15 protein-coding genes are annotated in these 18073 nt (G+C 71.5%); 14 read left to right on the forward strand and 1 reads right to left on the reverse strand.

Translation table 11 applies throughout. The features are described from left to right. Positions 1–10: 10 nt before the first annotated feature. Positions 11–994 (reverse strand): hypothetical protein, encoded by a 984-nt coding sequence (locus ABTY62_RS21460; protein ID WP_352131027.1) that lies wholly within the window; start codon positions 992–994, stop codon positions 11–13. Positions 995–1103: 109 nt separating this feature from the next. Here ABTY62_RS21460 and hisI point away from each other — a divergent pair, with 109 nt between their 5' ends. From hisI to ABTY62_RS21525, 14 genes are all read left to right on the forward strand, one after another. Next, the gene (gene hisI, locus ABTY62_RS21465) at positions 1104–1469 is read left to right on the forward strand and encodes a phosphoribosyl-AMP cyclohydrolase (protein WP_311724807.1); all 366 of its coding nucleotides are present in this window, start codon (positions 1104–1106) and stop codon (positions 1467–1469) included. Between the two features lie 11 nt (positions 1470–1480). Continuing rightward, positions 1481–2995 carry an anthranilate synthase component I gene (locus ABTY62_RS21470; RefSeq protein ID WP_352131028.1) on the forward strand — a complete coding sequence of 505 codons (1515 nt, stop codon included), beginning with the start codon at positions 1481–1483 and terminating at the stop codon, positions 2993–2995. A gap of 132 nt (positions 2996–3127) precedes the next feature. Further along, complete coding sequence (locus ABTY62_RS21475) at positions 3128–3808, forward strand: TIGR02234 family membrane protein (protein ID WP_352131029.1); 681 nt, start codon at positions 3128–3130, stop codon at positions 3806–3808. Positions 3809–3968: 160 nt separating this feature from the next. Next, positions 3969–4208, forward strand: coding sequence for an HGxxPAAW family protein (locus tag ABTY62_RS21480; protein WP_352131030.1), 240 nt, complete (start codon positions 3969–3971; stop codon positions 4206–4208). 203 nt (positions 4209–4411) lie between these two features. Continuing rightward, a complete protein-coding gene (locus ABTY62_RS21485) occupies positions 4412–4786 on the forward strand; it encodes a DUF2752 domain-containing protein (RefSeq protein WP_502997495.1) in 375 nt (124 codons plus the stop codon). Positions 4787–4988: 202 nt separating this feature from the next. Next, entirely contained in the window at positions 4989–5798 is an 810-nt protein-coding gene (trpC, locus tag ABTY62_RS21490; protein WP_311724812.1) for an indole-3-glycerol phosphate synthase TrpC, read from the forward strand. Positions 5799–5805: 7 nt separating this feature from the next. Then, positions 5806–5955, forward strand: a complete 150-nt coding sequence (gene trpM, locus ABTY62_RS47525) for a tryptophan biosynthesis modulator TrpM (RefSeq protein WP_385339336.1) — start codon at positions 5806–5808, stop codon at positions 5953–5955. A gap of 874 nt (positions 5956–6829) precedes the next feature. Further along, on the forward strand, positions 6830–8062 hold the full coding sequence (trpB, locus tag ABTY62_RS21495) for a tryptophan synthase subunit beta (RefSeq protein ID WP_352131032.1): 1233 nt from the start codon (positions 6830–6832) through the stop codon (positions 8060–8062). Next, entirely contained in the window at positions 8062–8871 is an 810-nt protein-coding gene (trpA, locus tag ABTY62_RS21500) for a tryptophan synthase subunit alpha (RefSeq protein ID WP_352131033.1), read from the forward strand. The genes trpB and trpA overlap by 1 nt, the downstream gene beginning before the upstream one ends. 55 nt (positions 8872–8926) lie before the next feature. Then, a complete protein-coding gene (locus ABTY62_RS21505; protein ID WP_352131034.1) occupies positions 8927–9685 on the forward strand; it encodes a DsbA family protein in 759 nt (252 codons plus the stop codon). Between the two features lie 68 nt (positions 9686–9753). Further along, complete coding sequence (gene lgt / locus ABTY62_RS21510; RefSeq protein WP_352131035.1) at positions 9754–10689, forward strand: prolipoprotein diacylglyceryl transferase; 936 nt, start codon at positions 9754–9756, stop codon at positions 10687–10689. A 166-nt stretch (positions 10690–10855) separates the two neighbouring features. Further along, entirely contained in the window at positions 10856–11587 is a 732-nt protein-coding gene (locus tag ABTY62_RS21515) for a VIT1/CCC1 transporter family protein (RefSeq protein WP_352131036.1), read from the forward strand. Positions 11588–11918: 331 nt separating this feature from the next. Next, positions 11919–16430 (forward strand): glutamate synthase large subunit, encoded by a 4512-nt coding sequence (gltB, locus tag ABTY62_RS21520; RefSeq protein WP_352131189.1) that lies wholly within the window; start codon positions 11919–11921, stop codon positions 16428–16430. Then, positions 16423–17883: a glutamate synthase subunit beta gene (locus ABTY62_RS21525; RefSeq protein WP_352131037.1), complete on the forward strand. Its 1461-nt coding sequence runs from the start codon at positions 16423–16425 to the stop codon at positions 17881–17883. The genes gltB and ABTY62_RS21525 overlap by 8 nt, the downstream gene beginning before the upstream one ends. Positions 17884–18073 lie beyond the last annotated feature (190 nt).

Here is an 18073-nt window from a genome sequence, read left to right on the forward strand (position 1 = left end):
CGTCGGTCCGTCAGCCCGGAAGCGGCTTGCTCAGCTTCTTGCCGCCCGGGCCCGAGCTGAGCGTCAGGGCGCAGGAGACCTGGTCCTCGCCCTGGATCCGATAGGTGCCCAGCGCCGGGTACAGCGCGTAGTAGTAATACATCCGGCCGTCGTTCGGTATGGACTTCAGCCGTTTCTTGGCGTCCGTCTCGCACAGCGTGAGCGCCTTGTCCTGGATCTCCTTCTCGGTGGAGAAGTCCCCGGTCAGGGTCTCGTTGGCGACTACCTCGCCGTCATGCGGGCTGCTGCACCCCCGCTTCTCGATCTTCGTCACGCTGCTGTCCAGCGCGGGGTGGTCGAAGCACTCACCGGGCTTGAGCACCGCATACGGCACCAGGCCGCCGGGGTCCGCGGAGTCGGAGGACGAGGCCGACGGGGACGTGCCGTCGTCGGGGACGTCGCTGCCGCCGCCCAGCGGCGCGCCCTGCCCGGGGTCGGCCGAGCCGGACCCCTCGTCGGAGGGGGAAGCGGACGCCGACGGGGAGGACGAGGCCGAGGCGGACGGAGGGCCCGAAGGGGAGCTCGACGACTTCGTGTCGTTGGACGCCTCGTTCTTGTCGCCGCTGTCCCGTGTGGCGAGGACGATTCCCCCGATGACCAGCGCGCCCGCCACCACGGCGGCGATGGCGATCGCCGCCGTCCTGGAGCCGCGGCCCGGCGGGGGCGGGGGCGGCAGTGAACCCGGAGGATAGGCACCGGGGGGAAGCGCGCCGGGGGGCTGGAACGCGCCGGGCGGGAGCGCACCGGAAGGCGGTGCGCCGGGTGGCAGCGCGGCGGCGGGCGGCCCGAAGCCGCCCGACGGTGGCAGCTGGCCCTGCGGCGCGGGCGGGCCGGGCTGTGTGGGCGGCCCGAAGCCCTGCTCGGGAGGTGGTCCGAAGCCCTGCTCCGGCGGTGGCCCGAACCCCCCGCCGTTTCCAGGCCGGTTGGGATCGTTCGGCGACGGCGGAAACGTCATGCCCGAAGCATGCCCCATCCCACCGACATCCGAGCCATCGGGATCCCACGCACTCCCGGCGCCCCGGCGCGCGGCCCGACCCCGGGCTCCGGGAGTGCAGAATGGTCGCATGACCGGCTCAGACCGCCCCTCCGCCCTCGACCCGGCCCTCGCCGCCCGCCTCAAGCGCAACGCCGACGGTCTCGTCCCCGCCATCGCCCAGCAGTACGACACCGGCGAGGTGCTGATGCTCGGCTGGATGGACGACGAGGCGCTGCACCGCACCCTCACCACCGGCCGCTGCACCTACTGGAGCCGCAGCCGCCAGGAGTACTGGGTCAAGGGCGACACCTCGGGCCACATCCAGTTGGTCAAGTCCGTCGCCCTCGACTGCGACGCCGACACCGTCCTGGTCAAGGTCGACCAGGTCGGCGCGGCCTGCCACACCGGCGACCGCACCTGCTTCGATTCCGACGTCCTGCCGCTCGGCCAGTAGGCTCGCCAGCCATGACTCAGGCTGCGCACACGATGGACCTCGAGACCTTCCGCAAGCTGGCGGCCGACCGCCGTGTCATCCCCGTCAGCCGGAAGCTGCTGGCGGACGGCGACACCCCGGTCGGGCTGTACCGCAAGCTCGCCGCCGAGCGCCCCGGCACGTTCCTCCTGGAGTCCGCCGAGAACGGCCGGTCCTGGTCCCGTTACTCCTTCATCGGTGTACGCAGCGCCGCCACCCTCACCGAGCGCGACGGCCGCACGCGCTGGCTGGGCACCCCGCCCGTCGGCGTCCCCACCGAGGGTGACCCGCTCCAGGCGCTGCGCGCCACCATCGAGACCCTGCACACCCCGCGCGACCTCGGCGGGCTGGTCCATCTGCCGCCGTTCACCGGCGGCATGGTCGGCTATCTCGGCTACGACATCGTGCGCCGCCTGGAGAAGATCGGCGAGAGCGGCCGGGACGATCTGCGGCTGCCCGAGCTGACCATGCTGCTCACCTCGGACCTCGCCGTGCTCGACCACTGGGACGGCACCGTCCTGCTGATCGCCAACGCGATCAACCACAACGACCTCGACACGGGCGTCGACGCGGCCTACGCGGACGCGGTGGCGCGGCTCGACGCGATGGCCGCCGACCTCGCCCGCCCCGTCCCCACGGGCCCCACCGCGCTGCCGGCCTCCGAGCTCCCCGAGTACACCGCGCTGTGGGGCGGGCCGGACTTCATGGCGGCCGTCGAGGACATCAAGGAGCGCATCCGCGCGGGCGAGGCGTTCCAGGTCGTGCCCTCCCAGCGGTTCGAGACGCCCTGCGAGGCGAGCGCCCTGGACGTCTACCGCGTGCTGCGGGCCACCAACCCGAGCCCGTATATGTACCTCTTGCGCTTCGAGGGGTTCGACGTCGTGGGCTCCAGCCCCGAAGCGCTGGTCAAGGTCGAGGACGGGCAGGCGATGGTGCACCCGATCGCCGGCACGCGCCCGCGCGGGGCCACCCCGCAGGAGGACGCCGCCCTCGCCGACGAGCTCCTCGCCGACCCCAAGGAGCGCGCCGAGCACCTCATGCTCGTCGACCTCGGGCGCAACGACCTCGGCCGGGTCTGCGAGCCCGGCAGCGTCGAGGTCGTCGACTTCATGTCGGTCGAGCGCTACAGCCATGTCATGCACATCGTCTCCACCGTGACCGGCACGCTCGCCGAGGGCCGCACGGCCTTCGACGTGCTCACCGCCTGCTTCCCCGCGGGCACCCTCTCCGGCGCCCCCAAGCCGCGCGCCATGCAGATCATCGAGGAGCTGGAGCCGAGCCGCCGCGGCCTGTACGGGGGGTGCGTCGGCTATCTCGACTTCGCGGGCGACTCCGACACCGCGATCGCGATCCGTACGGCGCTGCTGCGGGACGGGACGGCATACGTCCAGGCCGGCGCGGGGATCGTCGCCGACTCCGACCCGGTGGCGGAGGACGCGGAGTGCCGGAACAAGGCGGCGGCGGTGCTGCGGGCCGTGCACACGGCGGGGCGGCTGGAGCGGGGCTGACGTTTCGGGTCGGCCGATGTTCTGGAGCGGCCGATGTTCTGGAGCGGTTGACGTTCCGGGTGTCCGGCGTCGAATCAGGCATAACGTATCCCCGCGACGGGGCTGTCCGACCCGTGGGGGATAGTGGTACGCGTGAGCGCAGCAGCCGTACCCCAGCCCCGGGCCCATCACGAGCCCACCGCCTCAGCCGCGCGCGGCCGTAGACGCAGCCTCGGCATAGCGCTGCTGTCCGGCGCGCTCGGCGCCGCACTCGTCCTGCTGGCCACCAGCCGTACTTGGGCCGAGGGCACGGCCGCGGTCGCCCAGGGCACCCTGCCGCAGCGTGCGAACGGTGACGACATCACGGGGCTGCCCGGAGCGCTGGCCATCGTCGGCCTCGCCGCGCTCGTCGCGGTGTTCGCCGTCAGCCGCCTCGGCCGCTACGTCGTCTCCGGGCTGCTGGCCCTCAGCGGGGCGGGGATCGTGGTCAGCGCGATGCTGGGCGCGTCCGACAAGGCGGCGCTGGAGGAGAAGGCGTCCAAAGCGACCGGCCTGGCCGACAGCGCCATCCACGACGTGGCGTACACCCCGTGGCCCTGGGTCGCCATGGTGGGCGGGCTGCTGCTGCTGCTCGCCGGGTTGCTCGCGCTGGGCTACGGCCGCCACTGGCCCGCCATGTCCGGCCGCTACGAGCGCGCGGGCGGCGGGGAGAGCCACGGCCCGGCGGCCCGGGCGCGGCGCGGAGGGCCCGCAGCGGATCCGGAGCGGCCCGAGGAGCTGTGGAAGGCCCTCGACCGCGGCGAGGACCCGACGGAGCGGGCGGATTCGGCCTGAGCGGTTTGTGAGCGGTTTGTGGCCGGCCCGGCCCGGTGGGCCGACCCCGGTCTGAGCGGTACCCCCACTCAAGGCGGTTTCGCGCGTCGGGGACAATGACGTGGGAGCGTTCGCCCCGCGCGCCCGGGACCCGGGGGCAGTAGAGCAACGAGGAGTATTCATGGCGGGTAACAACCACGGACACACCCCGGCCGCCTGGACCGGCGTCACCATCGCCTTCATCGGCTTCTGTGTCGCAGGCGCGTTCGTCGTGCTGGCCAACCCGATCGGCTTCTGGGCGGGCATGGTCGTGGTGGCCCTCGGTGGTGTCGTCGGCATGGCGATGCGCGCGGCCGGCCTCGGGCAGGCGCCGAAGCGGCAGCCGCAGGGCCAGCCGCAGCCGCAGGCGCAGACCCAGTAGTAGGCCGGGGCGAGGGGCTGCGACCCGCCTGATCCGATTCGACGCGTGGCGCGGGGTCCGGTGTACGTCCGTACGGGGGCGGGTACGCGGGCCCTGAGCTGCGCCTTCGTGTATCCGCGGGGAGACTCGGCGATGTGACCGAGGAAACACCTGCGCCGTCGGATGGCCCTGGGGCCGGGCTTGTGGGTCGGCTGGGCGCTCCCTTGGGGGTGCTCGCGGCGGTCCTGGCCGCCTTCGCCTTCGTCGGGCTCGTCGACCCCAACGAGCCGGGCCACTACCCCGCCTGCCCGCTGCTGAGGCTCACCGGCGTGTACTGCCCCGGCTGCGGCGGGCTGCGCAGCGCGTACGCGGTCGCTCATGGGGAGCCGCTCACCGCGCTCGGGGCCAACGCGCTCGCCGTGCTCGGCTACCTCGGGTTTGCCGTGGTGTGGCTGCGGTGGTTCGCGGACTGCGCACGGGGGCGGACGGCGGGGCCGGTCGTGCCGCTGAGGGCCGTGCACGGGTGGCTGCTGTCCGGGGCGGTTCTGGGTTTCACCGTTATCCGGAACTTCCCCTTCGGAAGTTTCCTAACTCCGTGACCGTAGACAATGGGAGTAGGCGGATGTTCCGCATCGGCTTTGGGAAGGTCGAATGCGCAGGTCCGCGTCAACCGGATGCGAGACCTCGGTCCGTCGGCAGCTACCATCGCAGTGCCTGGTGAAGCGCTCGCCTCCGAAATGGACGCCCGCTGCGCCAGTAGTGATCAGAAGCTTCATCCCCGTCTGGAAGGGGGCCGCTCGCGTGAGTGTGCTCGACGAGATCATCGACGGAGTCCGTGCCGACCTCGCGGAGCGGCAGGCGCGCGTCACCCTCGACGAGCTCAAGGAGCGGGCCGCCAAGGCACCCCAGGCCAAGGACGGGGTCGCCGCGCTCAAGGGCGACAGCGTCAAGGTGATCTGCGAGGTCAAGCGCTCCAGCCCGTCGAAGGGCGCGCTCGCCGCGATCGCCGACCCGGCCGGGCTCGCCGCGGACTACGAGGCGGGCGGCGCGGCGGTCATCAGCGTGCTGACCGAGCAGCGGCGCTTCGGCGGATCGCTGGCCGACCTTGAGGCGGTGCGGGCGAAGGTCGACATTCCGGTGCTCCGGAAGGACTTCATCGTCACCTCGTACCAGCTGTGGGAGGCGCGGGCGTACGGCGCGGATGTCGCGCTGCTCATCGTGGCCGCGCTGGACCAGGAGGCGCTGGTCTCGCTCATCGAGCGTGCCGAGTCGATCGGGCTGACGCCGCTGGTCGAGGTGCACGACGAGGAAGAGGTCGCGCGGGCGGTGGACGCGGGGGCGCGGGTGATCGGCGTCAACGCGCGGAACCTGAAGACGCTCCAGGTGGACCGCGGGACGTTCGCGCGCGTCGCGCCGGAGATCCCGGACCACATCGTGAAGGTCGCGGAGTCGGGCGTGCGCGGGCCGCACGACCTGATCGCCTACGCGAACGACGGGGCCGACGCCGTGCTGGTCGGCGAGTCGCTGGTCACCGGCCGTGACCCGAAGGGCGCGGTCGCGGACCTGGTCGCGGCGGGTGCGCATCCGGCGCTGCGGCACGGGCGGGACTGAGGCCCCCATGGACACGTACGCGCGCTTGGCCCGGGGGTGCCGCCCCCGTGGCTGCCGCGCGCCCGCGAGGCGGGTGCGGGGGCGGCGCGTGCGATACCACATCGGCTGCGAGCCTGGCCAGGTCAATGGGCGCCGATGGCGCGGCGGGGTGCGCTGAGGGTTCGTGGATCGGTGCCGGGGGCGGGGCCTCCGGGGCTGTCACCCTGGACCGCATATTTACGGCGCCGGTGCCCGGAAGCGAGACCTTGCCCGGAACTTGGCGCCACAAATATGCGTAAGCGTCCAGGGCACCACCCCTGCACCCCCACCCCCTCCCGCCGGTGACCCCGGCCAAGGCCTGAGCAGCGCCGGGACGGGTGGGCGTCCTCCGCGGCGAGCATGGCCGGGGCCCCCTCGTCGTCTGCGGCGTACCCAGGGAGCCTCCCTCCGACGGTGCCCCGTCACCTGCCCGTAGCCACCAGCCACCGCTGGCGTCCGGGGCGGACCCCGGGGAGCGTCCGGTCGGCAGCCCTTGGCTGTGCGTCGGCTCTGCGCCTTGCCCGGCTACCGCTGGGGTCTGGGGCGGAGCTCCCGGCTTCTCTGGTGGGCGGCGGTCCTGCCGTCGGTGGGGTGGGTCCGGGGCGTAGCCCTTGGCTGTGTGCCGGTCCTGCGGTCTGGTCGGCTACCGCTGGGGTTTGGGGCGGAGCTCCCGGCTTCTCTGGTGGGCGGCGGTCCCGCCGTCGGTGGGGTCCGGGGCGTAGCCTCCCGGCGCCTCCGGTCCCGCTGCCGGCGGGGTCCGGGGCGGAGCCCCGGTTTCGGGAAGGGGCGGGTCAGGGGAAAGCCCACCGCGCCCCCGAGCGCCCGCAGCCCTCGCGCCGTCCACCGGTCCTGCGGCCTCTCCCGGCTACCGCCGGGGTCTGGGGTGCGGCCCCAGTTGCGGGAAGGGGTGGGTAGGGGAAAAACCCCCGGACCCCCGACCGCACGCAGCGATCATCGTGTCGTTTGTCCGTTATGACTTGTGGGGCATCCGCCCCGACTGAGGAGTACGTCAGATGCCGTCTGGCTTCTTTGTCCCGGACCCGGAGGGTCAGGTCCCCACCGCCGAGGGGTATTTCGGCGCGTTCGGTGGCAAATTCATCCCCGAGGCGCTGGTCGCCGCGGTCGATGAGGTTGCCGCCGAGTACGACAAGGTGAAGGGCGATCCGACCTTCGCCGCCGAGCTCGAGGATCTGCTGGTCAACTACACGGGGCGGCCCAGCGCCCTGACCGAGGTGCCGCGGTTCGCCGAGCACGCGGGCGGCGCGCGGGTCTTTCTGAAGCGGGAGGACCTCAACCACACCGGATCGCACAAGATCAACAACGTGCTGGGCCAGGCGCTGCTCGCCCGGCGCATGGGCAAGACCCGGGTGGTGGCCGAGACCGGGGCCGGGCAGCACGGCGTGGCCACGGCCACTGCGTGTGCGCTGTTCGGGCTCGAGTGTGTGATCTACATGGGTGAGATCGACACCGAGCGCCAGGCGCTGAACGTCGCGCGGATGCGGATCCTGGGCGCCGAGGTGATCGCCGTGAAGACCGGCAGCCGGACGCTGAAGGACGCGATCAACGAGGCGTTCCGCGACTGGGTGGCCAATGTGGACCGTACGCACTATCTGTTCGGGACCGCGGCCGGACCGCACCCGTTCCCGGCGCTGGTGCGCGACTTCCACCGGGTGATCGGCGTGGAGGCGCGGCGGCAGATCCTGGAGCGGGTCGGCCGGCTGCCGGACGCGGTCGCGGCGTGTGTGGGGGGCGGCTCCAACGCCATTGGGCTGTTCCATGCCTTTCTGCCGGACGACTCCGTGCGGCTGTTCGGCTTCGAGCCGGCCGGGCACGGCGTGGAGACGGGGGAGCACGCGGCCACGCTGACCAAGGGGGAGCCGGGGATTCTGCACGGGTCCCGGTCGTATGTGCTCCAGGACGAGGACGGGCAGATCCTGGAGCCGTACTCGATCTCGGCCGGTCTGGACTACCCGGGGGTCGGCCCGGAGCACGCGTATCTGAAGGATTCGGGGCGGGCGGAGTACCGGGCGGTCACCGACGACGCCGCGATGCAGGCGATGCGGCTGCTGTCCCGTACCGAGGGGATCATTCCGGCGATCGAGAGCGCACACGCGCTGGCGGGGGCGCTCGAGGTGGGGCGTGAGCTGGGGAGCGACGGGCTGGTGCTGGTCAATCTGTCGGGCCGTGGCGACAAGGACATGGACACGGCGGCGCGGTATTTCGGGCTCTACGAGGGAGAGAAGTGATGAGCGCAGAGCTGCTGGGGTCCGTGCTGGCGAAGGCCAAGGCGGAGGGGCGCGCGGCGCTCATCGGCTATATGCCCGCCGGCTATCCGACCGTTGACGCCGCGGTGCGGGCGATGACGGCGATGGTCGAGGGCGGCTGCGATGTCATCGAGGTCGGCCTGCCGTACAGCGATCCGGTGCTGGACGGTCCGGTCATCCAGACCGCCGACGACATCGCGCTGCGGGGCGGACTCCGCATCCGCGATGTGATCCGTACGGTCGGCGAGGTGCACGCGGCGACGGGGGCGCCCGTTCTGTGCATGACGTACTGGAACCCGGTGGACCGGTACGGCGTCGAGCGGTTCGCCGCCGATCTGGCCGCGGTGGGCGGATCGGGCTGCATCCTGCCGGATCTGCCGGTCCAGGAGTCGGAGGCGTGGCGGAAGGCCGCCGAGCAGCACGGCCTGGCCACGGTCTTCGTGGTGGCGCAGAGCAGCGCTGACGAGCGGCTGGCGAAGGTCACCGCGGCGGGCAGCGGCTTTGTGTACGCGGCCTCGATCATGGGGGTGACCGGCACCCGGGAATCGGTGGGGGAGGGGGCGCGGGTGCTGGTGGAGCGCACTCGCGCGACGACCTCGCTGCCGGTGTGCGTGGGGCTGGGGGTGTCCAACGCCCGGCAGGCCGCCGAGGTGGCCGAGTACGCGGACGGCGTCATCGTGGGCACGGCGTTTGTGCGGCGGCTGATGGACGCCGAGGACCTGGAGGCGGGTCTGACGGCCGTCCGGGCGCTGGCGGGTGAGCTGGCGGACGGCGTTCGCGTCCCCCGATAGAGGGAATACGGGGCGGAGGAGCTCAGTGGGGCTCCTCCGCCTCGTTGTCGAGGGCGTGAGCGAGAAAAACCGTGTGGGTAAGAGCAGCGCCCGTGAGCGGCTGCGGGAACAGCGAGAGAAGGACCGGATCCGCGCCAGGCGCCGCCGCGGCATGGGGGTGGCCGGGGCGGTCGTGGCCGTGCTCGGGGTGGCCGCCGGGGTGGGCATGGTCGCCACCAGGACCGGCGGGGACGCGAAGTCCGGGGGCCCGGCGGTCGCCCCCCGGGGCGCGAGCGGCACGGTGATCCCGACGGGGAAGGCGAGCGCGGAGAAGACGCTGACCGTGTACGAGGACTTCCGCTGTCCCGGGTGCAAGCAGTTCGAGGACGTGTTCCGTACGACCGTGCACCAGCTTCAGGACAAGGGGCGGCTGAAGGTGCGCTACCACCTGGTGACGATCATCGATGGGAACCTGGGCGGCGCCGGCTCGCTGACCGCGGCGAACGCGGCGGCCTGTGCGCAGGACGCCGGGAAGTATGTGGCGTACCACGATGTGCTCTACAAGAACCAGCCGTCGGAGACCAAGGACGCGTACGCGGACAAGTCGAAGCTGATCAAGCTGGCGGGCAAGGTCCCGGGGCTGGACACCAAGACCTTCCGCGGCTGTGTGGAGGAGGGCCGGCACGACGCGTGGGTGCGGAAGTCCAATGACGGCTTCGCCCGCTCGGGCTACAGCTCGACGCCGACCGTTCTCCTGGAAGGGAAGTCGATCTACGGCGATCCGAACAAGCCGCTGAGCCCGCGGAAGCTCAAGCGGATGGTCGTCAAGGGCTAGAGTTATCCAGCCGTTGCGCCGGGTGGGTTGCCGCATCCGCCGCTCGGCAAGGTAGCGTCGACTCTGACATGGACCTCGCATACATTCCCAGCCCGTCGTCCGGCGTGATCTACCTTGGCCCGATCCCGCTGCGCGGCTATGCCTTCTGCATCATCATCGGTGTCTTCGTGGCGGTCTGGCTCGGCGGCCGACGCTGGGTCGCCCGAGGTGGCCGGGTCGGCACGGTCGCCGACATCGCCGTGTGGGCGGTGCCCTTCGGCCTCGTCGGCGGCCGGCTGTATCACGTCATCACCGACTACGAGCTGTATTTCACCGACGGCCGCGACTGGGTGGACGCCTTCAAGATCTGGGAGGGCGGCCTCGGGATCTGGGGCGCGATCGCGATGGGCGCGCTCGGCGCCTGGATCGGCTGCCGGCGCCGGGGGATCCCGCTCCCGGCGTGGGCCGACGCGGTCGCGCCGGGGATCGCCTTCGCCCAGGCGATCGGCCGCTGGGGCAACTGGTTCAACCAGGAGCTGTACGGCAAGAAGACCGATCTGCCCTGGGGCCTGAAGATCGACGCGGACCCGGGGATAGGGCGGGTGGCCGGTACGTACCAGCCGACGTTCCTGTACGAGTCGCTGTGGTGCGTCGGTGTGGCGCTGCTGGTGATCTGGGCGGACCGGAAGTTCAAGCTCGGACACGGCCGGGCGTTCGCGCTGTATGTCGCCGCGTATACGGTGGGCCGCTTCTGGGTGGAGTACATGCGGGTGGACACCGCCCATCATGTGCTGGGCATGCGGCTGAACAACTGGACGGCGATCTTCGTCTTCCTGGCGGCGGTGGCCTACATGGTGATCTCCGCGAAGAAGTCCCCCGGGCGGGAGGAGATCGTGGAGCCCGCCGCTGTGGCCGAGGGCGGTCCCTCGGGCCCTGAGGACGGTGGCGCCGAGAAGCAGGCCGAGGCGGAGGACGGCGGCGCCGAGAAGACCGCCAAGGCCGAGCCGGCCGAACCGTCGAAGTAGTTCCCGGAAGGCCGCCGGACCCGCCCGGGTTCGGCGGCTTTCGCATTTCCGCAGGTCAGCGAGGTAAGTTCGGCCTTCCTTGCTGGCGGGGACAAGGAATTCGTGCGTACCTTCGAGCTGTTGGGATGAGGGCGGCCACGCCCGCACCCCCCTCGAAGGGAGCACCATGTCCGTCATTGCGAGCACCGAACCGCCGCACATCGCACACCGTGACAACCACACCCACCGCGATGTGAACGGCGGCTGGCTGCGGCCGGCCGTGTTCGGCGCCATGGACGGTCTGGTCTCCAATCTCGCGCTGATGACCGGTGTGGCGGGCGGCGCCGTGGACCGGCAGACGATCGTGATCACCGGGCTGGCGGGGCTGGCCGCCGGCGCGTTCTCGATGGCGGCCGGCGAGTACACCTCCGTGGCCTCCCAGCGCGAGCTGGTGGAGGCCGAGCTGGAGGTCGAGCGGGTCGAGCTGCGCAAGCACCCCGTGGACGAGCTGGAGGAGCTGGCGGCGCTGTACGAGTCGCGGGGCGTGGAGCCCGCGCTGGCGCGCCAGGTGGCCGAGCAGCTGTCCAGGGACCCGGAGCAGGCGCTGGAGATACACGCCCGCGAGGAGCTGGGCATCGACCCGGACGATCTGCCGTCGCCGCTGGTCGCGGCGGTGTCCTCGTTCGGCTCCTTCGCGCTGGGCGCGCTGCTGCCGGTGCTGCCCTATCTGCTGGGGGCGTCGGCGCTGTGGCCGGCCGTGGTGCTGGCGATGATCGGGCTGTTCGCGTGCGGTGCGGTGGTGGCGCGGGTGACGGCCCGTAGCTGGTGGTTCAGCGGGCTGCGACAGCTGGCGCTGGGTGGCGCGGCCGCCGGTGTGACATATGCCTTGGGCATACTCTTTGGCACAGCCGTGGGTTGATTTACCATACGGCGAGCCGCAAGATTACGCCGTTACCCGACGGTTTCAATCCGTTTACCAACGGGCATAACGCCGGAGCGCCGCGGGCAACGTCGCCCGCTTCGCGCTCCCGGCGGGGTGATCTTTTGATCCCCCTTGCCTCACTTCATCCCCTCGTGCCCGGTGTCCGCATGATGGAACGCGCTATCCGCTTCCCGAGAAGCGACCCATCATGTAACCTGCACGAAAATTTCTTGGCGGAGGGCCAGCGTCGTCCCTCGGCACACCCAAATGCCGTATGACGACGACGGGAGAGCCGATGCGCTCCGCATCCCACCCCGCCCGACAGGGGATGTACGACCCGCGCGATGAGCACGACGCCTGTGGCGTCGGCTTCGTGGCGACCCTCACCGGCGAGGCCAGCCATGAGCTCGTGGAGCAGGCTCTGACCGTGCTGCGCAACCTTGAGCACCGCGGAGCCACCGGTGCCGATCCCCGGTCCGGTGACGGCGCGGGCATCCTCGTCCAGGTCCCGGACGCGTTCCTCCGGACGAGTGTCAGCGGGTTCGAGCTGCCCGAGGCCGGCTCGTACGCCGTGGGCATCGCGTTCCTCCCGGACGGCGAGGCCGACGCCGCCGCCGACCACATCGAGCGGATCGCCGCCGAGGAGGGCCTGACCGTCCTCGGCTGGCGCGAGGTCCCGGTCGCCCCCGACCTGCTCGGCGAGGCCGCCCGCTCCGTCATGCCCGCCTTCGCCCAGCTCTTCGTCACCGACGGGGCCAGCAGCGGTCTTGCCCTGGACCGCAAGGCGTTCGTGCTGCGCAAGCGCGCCGAGCGGGAGGCCGGGGTCTACTTCCCCTCGCTGTCCTCGCGCACCCTGGTCTACAAGGGCATGCTGACCACCGGTCAGCTGGAGCCGTTCTTCCCCGACCTGTCCGACCGCCGCTTCGCCACGGCCATCGCGCTGGTCCACTCGCGGTTCTCCACCAACACCTTCCCGAGCTGGCCGCTGGCCCACCCGTACCGCTTCGTCGCGCACAACGGTGAGATCAACACGGTCAAGGGCAACCGCAACTGGATGCGCGCCCGGGAGTCGCAGCTGGCCAGCGACCTGTTCGGGGACAAGAACCTGGAGCGGATCTTCCCGATCTGCACCCCTGACGCCTCCGACTCCGCGACCTTCGACGAGGTCCTGGAGCTGCTCCACCTCGGTGGCCGCTCGCTGCCGCACAGCGTGCTGATGATGGTCCCCGAGGCCTGGGAGAACCACCCCTCCATGGACCCGGCGCGGCGCGCCTTCTACCAGTACCACTCCACGATGATGGAGCCCTGGGACGGCCCGGCCTGTGTCACCTTCACCGACGGCACCCAGGTCGGCGCGGTCCTCGACCGCAACGGTCTGCGGCCCGGGCGCTACTGGGTCACCGACGACGGCCTGGTCGTGCTCTCCTCCGAGGTCGGCGTGCTGGACCTCGACCCGGCCAAGGTGGTGCGCAAGGGCCGGCTCCAGCCGGGCCGGATGTTCCTGGTCGACACCGCCGAGCACCGCATCATCGAGGACGACGAGGTCAAGGCCGAGCTGGCCGCCGAGCAGCCGTACGGCGACTGGCTGGAGGCCGGCCTGGTCGACCTGACCGACCTGCCCGAGCGCGAGCACATCGTGCACACCCACGCCTCGGTCACCCGCCGCCAGCAGACCTTCGGCTACACCGAGGAGGAGCTGCGCGTCATCCTGGCCCCGATGGCCAAGACCGGCGCCGAGCCGATCGGCTCGATGGGCACCGACTCGCCGATCGCCGCCCTCTCCGAGCGGCCGCGGCTGCTGTTCGACTACTTCACCCAGCTGTTCGCGCAGGTCACCAACCCGCCGCTGGACGCCATCCGCGAGGAGCTGGTCACCTCGCTGATCTCCTCGCTGGGTCCCCAGGGCAATCTGCTGGAGCCCACCCCGGCCGCCTGCCGCAGCGTCACCCTGCCCTTCCCGGTGATCGACAACGATGAGCTGGCCAAGCTCATCCACATCAACGCCGACGGCGACATGCCCGGCCTGAAGGCCGCGACCCTGTCGGGCCTGTACCGGGTCGGCGGGGGCGGCGAGGCGCTCTCCGCGCGCATCGCGGAGATCTGCGCCGAGGCCGACGCCGCCATCGAGGACGGCGCCCGGCTGATCGTGCTCTCCGACCGCCACTCGGACGCCGAGCACGCCCCGATCCCCTCCCTGCTGCTCACCTCAGCCGTGCACCACCACCTCATCGGCACCAAGCAGCGCACCCAGGTGGGCCTGCTGGTCGAGGCGGGCGACGTCCGCGAGGTGCACCATGTCGCGCTGCTCATCGGCTTCGGCGCCGCGGCCGTCAACCCGTACCTGGCGATGGAGTCGGTCGAGGACCTGGTCCGCGCCGGCACCTTCCTGCCGGGCGTCGAGGCCGAGACCGCGATCCGCAACCTGATCAAGGCGCTCGGCAAGGGCGTGCTGAAGGTGATGTCCAAGATGGGCATCTCCACCGTGGCCTCCTACCGCGGCGCGCAGGTCTTCGAGGCCGTCGGCCTGGACGAGTCCTTCGTGGACTCCTACTTCCACGGCACCGCCACCAAGATCGGCGGAGCGGGCCTGGACGTCATCGCCGAGGAGGTCGCCGCCCGCCACGTCAAGGCGTACCCCGTCTCCGGCATCCCCTCCGCCCACCGGGCGCTGGAGATCGGCGGCGAGTACCAGTGGCGCCGCGAGGGCGAGCCGCACCTCTTCGACCCGGAGACGGTCTTCCGGCTCCAGCACTCCACCCGCTCCCGCCGCTACGACATCTTCAAGATGTACACCGAGCGGGTGAACGAGCAGTCCGAGCGGCTGATGACGCTGCGCGGCCTGTTCACCTTCAAGAGCGACCGGCCCTCGATCCCGCTCGAGGAGGTCGAGTCCGCGGCCGACATCGTCAGGCGCTTCTCCACCGGCGCCATGTCGTACGGCTCCATCTCCAGGGAGGCGCACGAGACCCTGGCGATCGCCATGAACCAGCTGGGCGCCAAGTCCAACACCGGCGAGGGCGGCGAGGACCCGGAGCGTCTTTACGACCCGGCGCGCCGCTCGGCGATCAAGCAGGTGGCCTCCGGCCGCTTCGGCGTGACCAGCGAGTACCTGGTCAACTCCGACGACATCCAGATCAAGATGGCGCAGGGCGCCAAGCCCGGCGAGGGCGGTCAGCTGCCCGGCCACAAGGTCTACCCGTGGGTCGCCAGGACCCGGCACTCCACCCCGGGCGTCGGCCTGATCTCCCCGCCGCCGCACCACGACATCTACTCCATCGAGGACCTCGCCCAGCTGATCCACGACCTGAAGAACGCCAACCCGAAGGCGCGCATTCACGTCAAGCTGGTCTCCGAGGTCGGCGTCGGCACCGTGGCCGCGGGCGTCAGCAAGGCGCACGCCGATGTGGTGCTGATCTCCGGCCACGACGGCGGCACCGGCGCCTCCCCGCTCACCTCGCTCAAGCACGCGGGCGGCCCCTGGGAGCTGGGCCTGGCCGAGACCCAGCAGACGCTGCTGCTCAACGGCCTGCGCGACCGGATCGTGGTGCAGACCGACGGCCAGCTGAAGACCGGCCGCGACGTGGTGATCGCCGCGCTGCTCGGCGCCGAGGAGTTCGGCTTCGCGACCGCCCCGCTGGTCGTCTCCGGCTGCGTGATGATGCGCGTGTGCCACCTGGACACCTGCCCGGTCGGCATCGCCACCCAGAACCCGGTGCTGCGCGAGCGGTTCGGCGGCAAGCCGGAGTTCGTGGTGAACTTCTTCGAGTTCATCGCCGAGGAGGTCCGCGAGCTCCTGGCCGAGCTGGGCTTCCGCACCCTGGACGAGGCCGTCGGCCACGCCGAGCTGCTGGACACCGGCCGCGCGGTGCAGCACTGGAAGGCGCAGGGCCTGGACCTCGCCCCGCTGCTGTACGTCCCGGAGCTGCCCGAGGGCGCGGCGCGCCACCAGGTGGTGGGCCAGGACCACGGCCTGGAGAAGGCGCTGGACAACGAGCTGATCAAGCTCGCGGCCGACGCGCTGAACGCGGAGAGCGCCGAGGCGGCCCAGCCGGTCCGCGCCCAGGTCGCCATCCGCAACATCAACCGCACCGTGGGCACCATGCTCGGCCACGAGGTGACGAAGAAGTTCGGCGGCGCGGGTCTGCCCGAGGACGCCATCGACATCACCTTCACCGGCTCGGCCGGCCAGTCCTTCGGCGCGTTCCTGCCGCACGGTGTCACCCTGCGGCTGGAGGGCGACGCCAACGACTACGTCGGCAAGGGCCTGTCCGGCGGCCGGGTCATCGTCCGGCCGGACCGGGGCGCCGACCACCTCACCGAGTACTCCACCATCGCGGGCAACACCCTCGCGTACGGCGCCACCGCCGGCGAGATGTTCCTGCGCGGCAGCGTCGGCGAGCGGTTCTGCGTCCGCAACTCGGGCGCGACCGTGGTCTCCGAGGGCGCGGGCGACCACGGCTGCGAGTACATGACCGGCGGCCGGGCCGTGGTGCTCGGCCCGACGGGCCGCAACTTCGCGGCGGGCATGTCCGGCGGCATCGCCTACGTCGTCGACCTGGACCGGGACAACGTCAACGTCGGCAACGTCGAGGCCATCGAGGCGCTCGACGACACCGACCGGCAGTGGCTGCACGATGTGGTGCGCCGCCACCACGAGGAGACCGGCTCCACCGTCGCGGGTGCGCTGCTCGCCGACTGGGACGCCGCCCTCGCCCGCTTCAGCAAGATCATCCCCAGCACGTACAAGGCAGTGCTCGCCGCCAAGGACGCCGCCGAGCGAGCCGGGCTCTCCGAGTCCGAGACCACCGAGAAGATGATGGAGGCGGCGACCAATGGCTGATCCCAAGGGCTTTCTGAGCACGGACCGCGAGGTCGCCACGACCCGTCCGGTGGGCGAGCGCGTCCAGGACTGGAACGAGGTCTACGTCCCCGGCTCGCTGCTGCCGATCATCAGCAAGCAGGCCGGCCGCTGCATGGACTGCGGCATCCCGTTCTGCCACAACGGCTGTCCGCTCGGAAACCTGATCCCCGAGTGGAACGACTACGCCTACCGCGAGGACTGGCGGGAGGCCAGCGAGCGGCTGCACGCGACCAACAACTTCCCGGAGTTCACCGGGCGGCTGTGCCCCGCCCCGTGCGAGGCCGCGTGTGTGCTGGGCATCAACCAGCCCGCGGTGACCATCAAGAACGTCGAGGTCACCATCATCGACAAGGCCTGGGAGACGGGCGACGTCACCCCGCAGCCGCCCGAGCGGCTGTCCGGCAAGACCGTCGCCGTCATCGGCTCCGGGCCGGCCGGCCTGGCCGCCGCCCAGCAGCTGACCCGGGCCGGCCACACGGTCGCCGTGTACGAGCGCGCCGACCGCATCGGCGGGCTGCTGCGCTACGGCATCCCCGAGTTCAAGATGGAAAAGCGCCACATCAACCGCCGGATCGAGCAGATGCGCGCGGAGGGCACCAAGTTCCGCACCGGGGTGGAGATCGGCCGCGACATCGACGCCGCCAAGCTGCGCAAGCGCTACGACGCCGTGGTCATCGCGGCGGGCGCCACCACCGCCCGCGATCTGCCGGTGCCCGGGCGCGGGCTCAAGGGCGTGTACCAGGCCATGGAGTATCTGCCGCTGGCCAACAAGGTGCAGGAGGGCGACTATGTCACCGCCCCGATCAGCGCCGAGGGCAAGCACGTCGTGGTGATCGGCGGCGGTGACACCGGCGCGGACTGCGTCGGCACCGCCCACCGCCAGGGCGCCGCCTCGGTCACCCAGCTGGAGATCATGCCGCGCCCGGGCGAGGAGCGCTCCACGGGCCAGCCCTGGCCGACCTTCCCCATGCTCTACAAGGTCACCTCGGCGCACGAGGAGGGCGGCGAGCGGGTCTACTCCGTCTCCACCACCCACTTCGAGGGCGACGAGGACGGCAATGTGCAGTGGCTCCACCTGACCGAGGTGGAGTTCAAGGACGGCAAGCTGGAGCAGCAGCCGGGCACCGAGCGGAAGATCCCGGCCCAGCTGGTCACCCTGGCCATGGGCTTCACCGGCACCGACCAGGAGAACGGCCTGGTCAAGCAGTTCGGCCTGGAGCTGGACGCGCGCGGCAACGTCGCCCGCGACGCGGAGTTCGCCACCAACGTGGACGGCGTCTTCGTGGCCGGCGACGCGGGCCGCGGCCAGTCGCTGATCGTCTGGGCCATCGCCGAGGGCCGCTCGGCCGCCCGCGGCGTGGACCGCTACCTGGCCGGAACCAGCGCGCTGCCCGCCCCGATCCGCCCGACCGACCGCTCGCTGACCGTCTGATCAGGTAACTCCTCAGGACTCCGCCCGTACAACGGCGTACGGACCGGCCGCACGGCGCCCGCCCCCACCCGACCGGGGGCGGGCGCCGCGTGGTTTCCGGCGTGGTTTCCGCCCCCGCCACCGGCCCGCCTTGACAACCCCTCGGAGATCGCCACATCATCATTCCACTAACTGATTAGTGAAAGGGTGG

It is taken from the genome of Streptomyces sp. NPDC097640 (genome assembly GCF_040302705.1).
Taxonomy (GTDB): domain Bacteria; phylum Actinomycetota; class Actinomycetes; order Streptomycetales; family Streptomycetaceae; genus Streptomyces.

Excerpts from the sequence above, each read along its gene's own strand:
- ABTY62_RS21460 (WP_352131027.1), bottom strand. The coding sequence starts at position 994 with ATGACGTTTCCGCCGTCGCCGAACGATCCCAACCGGCCTGGAAACGGC.
- hisI (WP_311724807.1), top strand. The coding sequence starts at position 1,104 with ATGACCGGCTCAGACCGCCCCTCCGCCCTCGACCCGGCCCTCGCCGCC.
- ABTY62_RS21470 (WP_352131028.1), top strand. The coding sequence starts at position 1,481 with ATGACTCAGGCTGCGCACACGATGGACCTCGAGACCTTCCGCAAGCTG.
- ABTY62_RS21480 (WP_352131030.1), top strand. The coding sequence starts at position 3,969 with ATGGCGGGTAACAACCACGGACACACCCCGGCCGCCTGGACCGGCGTC.
- trpM (WP_385339336.1), top strand. The coding sequence starts at position 5,806 with ATGGACACGTACGCGCGCTTGGCCCGGGGGTGCCGCCCCCGTGGCTGC.
- trpB (WP_352131032.1), top strand. The coding sequence starts at position 6,830 with ATGCCGTCTGGCTTCTTTGTCCCGGACCCGGAGGGTCAGGTCCCCACC.
- trpA (WP_352131033.1), top strand. The coding sequence starts at position 8,062 with ATGAGCGCAGAGCTGCTGGGGTCCGTGCTGGCGAAGGCCAAGGCGGAG.
- lgt (WP_352131035.1), top strand. The coding sequence starts at position 9,754 with ATGGACCTCGCATACATTCCCAGCCCGTCGTCCGGCGTGATCTACCTT.
- ABTY62_RS21515 (WP_352131036.1), top strand. The coding sequence starts at position 10,856 with ATGTCCGTCATTGCGAGCACCGAACCGCCGCACATCGCACACCGTGAC.
- gltB (WP_352131189.1), top strand. The coding sequence starts at position 11,919 with ATGTACGACCCGCGCGATGAGCACGACGCCTGTGGCGTCGGCTTCGTG.
- ABTY62_RS21525 (WP_352131037.1), top strand. The coding sequence starts at position 16,423 with ATGGCTGATCCCAAGGGCTTTCTGAGCACGGACCGCGAGGTCGCCACG.